We start from the raw sequence: 2429 nt of genomic DNA on the forward strand, positions 1-2429 counted from the left end.
GTATGCGTCCGGCCAACACACCTTCCTGACCCCGACGCCAAAGGCGATGGTGTCCACCTGATTTAAGTGGACACCATTTCTAGCCTTTATAAGCGGGTCTTTCATGCAGCCACAACGCCGTTCTTACTCCAAATCCTTCAAGGCCCAGGTCATTCAAGAGTGTTCCCAGCCCGGGGCCTCGATTGCCAGCGTTGCGCTGAGCCACAGCCTCAACGCGAACCTCGTCCATAAATGGATTCGAGTGCAAACGCAGAAAGCCATGGCGCTGCAACCTGCTTTCATTCCGCTGCCCTTGCAGTTAGCCGGAGCAAATTCGCAAGCCACGTCATCGACTATCTGCCTCGAAATCCCACACCCGCGCGGCACCGTGAAAGTGAACTGGCCGACCGAAAGCGCCGCTGCCTGTGCCACCTTTCTGCGAGATCTGTTGCGATGATCCGCATCGACGCCATCTGGCTCGCCACTGAGCCCATGGACATGCGCGCCGGTACCGAGACCGCGCTAGCCAGAGTGATCGCGGTCTTCGGTGCGGCGAAGCCGCACTGCGCTTATTTGTTTGCCAATCGCCGGGCCAATCGCATGAAAGTGCTGGTACACGATGGGATTGGTATTTGGTTGGCCGCACGTCGCTTGAACCAGGGCAAGTTTCACTGGCCAAGCCTTCGACAAAGCAGCGAAATGCAGTTGGATACCGAACAACTTCAGGCCTTAGTGCTCGGACTACCTTGGCAACGTGTTGGAGCCGGCGGTGCAATCACGCTGCTTTAAAAACTGTAATTAGCGTCTTGGCTGGCTGTCGCAAGTGGCCTGCTTTGGTAAAATCCACGGCATGACGTCCTCACCCAATCTCGATCAAATGACTCCCGACCAGCTACGTGCATTCGCTGCGCAGTTGCTGTCGCAAGTCGAGACCCTGGGCAAGACGGTTGAAACCATGGGCAAGACAGTTGACACCATGGGCAAGAAGATCAACCGCGATCAAACGGTGATCGAGAAACTGACCCACGAAATCGCGCAACTCAAGCGTTTGAAGTTTGCCAAGCGTAGCGAGCAGATGAATCCTGAGCAGGCCAGTCTGCTCGATGACCTGATCGATACCGATATCGCGGCGATTGAGGCCGAGCTTCAAGCCTTGCAAATAGCGCCAGCGACGACCGAGAAAAAGCAAAAGCCCAAGCGCACGGCATTGCCGGCGGAATTCCCACGCACGTTGATCCATCATGAACCGGACAACACTCGCTGCCCTTGTGGCTGCGCACTCAAGCGTATCGGTGAAGACGTCAGCGAAAAGCTGGACTACACACCCGGCGTGTTCACCGTCGAACGCCATGTTCGTGGCAAGTGGGTTTGCGATGACTGCGAAACGCTGATCCAAGCGCCCGTACCGGCGCAGGTCATCGACAAAGGTATCCCAACGGCAGGCTTACTTGCCCACGTCATGATCGCGAAGTTCGCTGACCATTTGCCGCTCTACCGCCAGGAATCGATTTTCGGTCGCGCCGGCTTGGCGATTCCACGCTCCACTTTGGCTCAATGGGTTGGAATGACGGGTGTGCAATTACAGCCCCTGGTCGATGCCCTGCGTGACGTAGTGATGGGACAGCAAGTCATCCACGCGGATGAAACACCGGTACAGATGCTTGCTCCAGGTTCGAAGAAAACCCACCGGTCTTATGTTTGGGCTTACGCCACGAGCCAGTTCTGCGAAACAGCCGCTGTCGTCTACGACTTCAGCCCCAGCCGCGCCGGTGAGCATGCTCGCAACTTCCTGCAAGGCTGGAAAGGTAAGTTGGTCTGCGACGACTTTGGCGGTTACAAGGCCAGCTTCGAACTCGGCGTGACCGAGATCGGCTGCATGGCCCATGCCCGACGCAAGTTTTTCGAATTGCACGCGACCAACAAAAGCCAGATCGCCGAGCAGGCCCTGCGCTACATCCAGTTGCTGTACGAAATCGAGAGCGAAGTGCGTGATCTGGAACCGGATTTACGGTGCCGAATACGACAAGAAAAAGCCGCTCCGGTGATGGATAGATTGCATGTCTGGATGATCGCCCAGCGTGATCTTGTGCCCGAAGGTTCGGCCATCAGCAGAGCACTCGATTACAGTCTCAAACGCTGGGCAGCGCTGTCGCGCTACCTCGATGATGGGGCCGTCCCCATTGATAATAACTGGGCGGAGAACCAGATCCGGCCGTGGGCTCTTGGACGCAAAAACTGGCTCTTCGCTGGGTCGCTACGTAGCGGAAAACGGGCGGCAGCGATCATGAGTTTGATCCAGTCTGCGCGGCTGAATGGTCATGACCCGTACGCCTATCTAAAGGATGTTCTCACGCGTTTACCGACGCAGCGGGCGAGTGAAATCGAGCTGCTGCTTCCGCATAAGTGGCAGCCGGTTTAATCACGCAAGATGTGATGCCCGGACGCATACG

3 protein-coding genes are annotated in these 2429 nt (G+C 56.8%); all 3 read left to right on the forward strand.

Features of this window, described 5'->3' with window-relative positions; translation table 11 throughout:
- Positions 1 to 103: 103 nt before the first annotated feature.
- Positions 104 to 436 carry an IS66-like element accessory protein TnpA gene (tnpA, locus tag IQK56_RS17170; RefSeq protein ID WP_014335805.1) on the forward strand — a complete coding sequence of 111 codons (333 nt, stop codon included), beginning with the start codon at positions 104 to 106 and terminating at the stop codon, positions 434 to 436.
- Positions 433 to 768, forward strand: a complete 336-nt coding sequence (gene tnpB / locus IQK56_RS31195) for an IS66 family insertion sequence element accessory protein TnpB (RefSeq protein ID WP_014335806.1) — start codon at positions 433 to 435, stop codon at positions 766 to 768. Before tnpA ends, tnpB begins: the two co-directional genes overlap by 4 nt.
- A gap of 61 nt (positions 769 to 829) precedes the next feature.
- Complete coding sequence (gene tnpC, locus IQK56_RS17180) at positions 830 to 2398, forward strand: IS66 family transposase (protein WP_041476245.1); 1569 nt, start codon at positions 830 to 832, stop codon at positions 2396 to 2398.
- The last annotated feature ends 31 nt before the right edge of the window (positions 2399 to 2429 follow it).

The organism is Pseudomonas cyclaminis (genome assembly GCF_015163715.1).
Lineage (GTDB): Bacteria > Pseudomonadota > Gammaproteobacteria > Pseudomonadales > Pseudomonadaceae > Aquipseudomonas > Aquipseudomonas cyclaminis.

What these genes read in the sequence shown, in the direction of transcription:
- tnpA (WP_014335805.1), top strand. Translation starts at nt 104, where the DNA reads ATGCAGCCACAACGCCGTTCTTACTCCAAATCCTTCAAGGCCCAGGTC.
- tnpC (WP_041476245.1), top strand. Translation starts at nt 830, where the DNA reads ATGACGTCCTCACCCAATCTCGATCAAATGACTCCCGACCAGCTACGT.
- tnpB (WP_014335806.1), top strand. Translation starts at nt 433, where the DNA reads ATGATCCGCATCGACGCCATCTGGCTCGCCACTGAGCCCATGGACATG.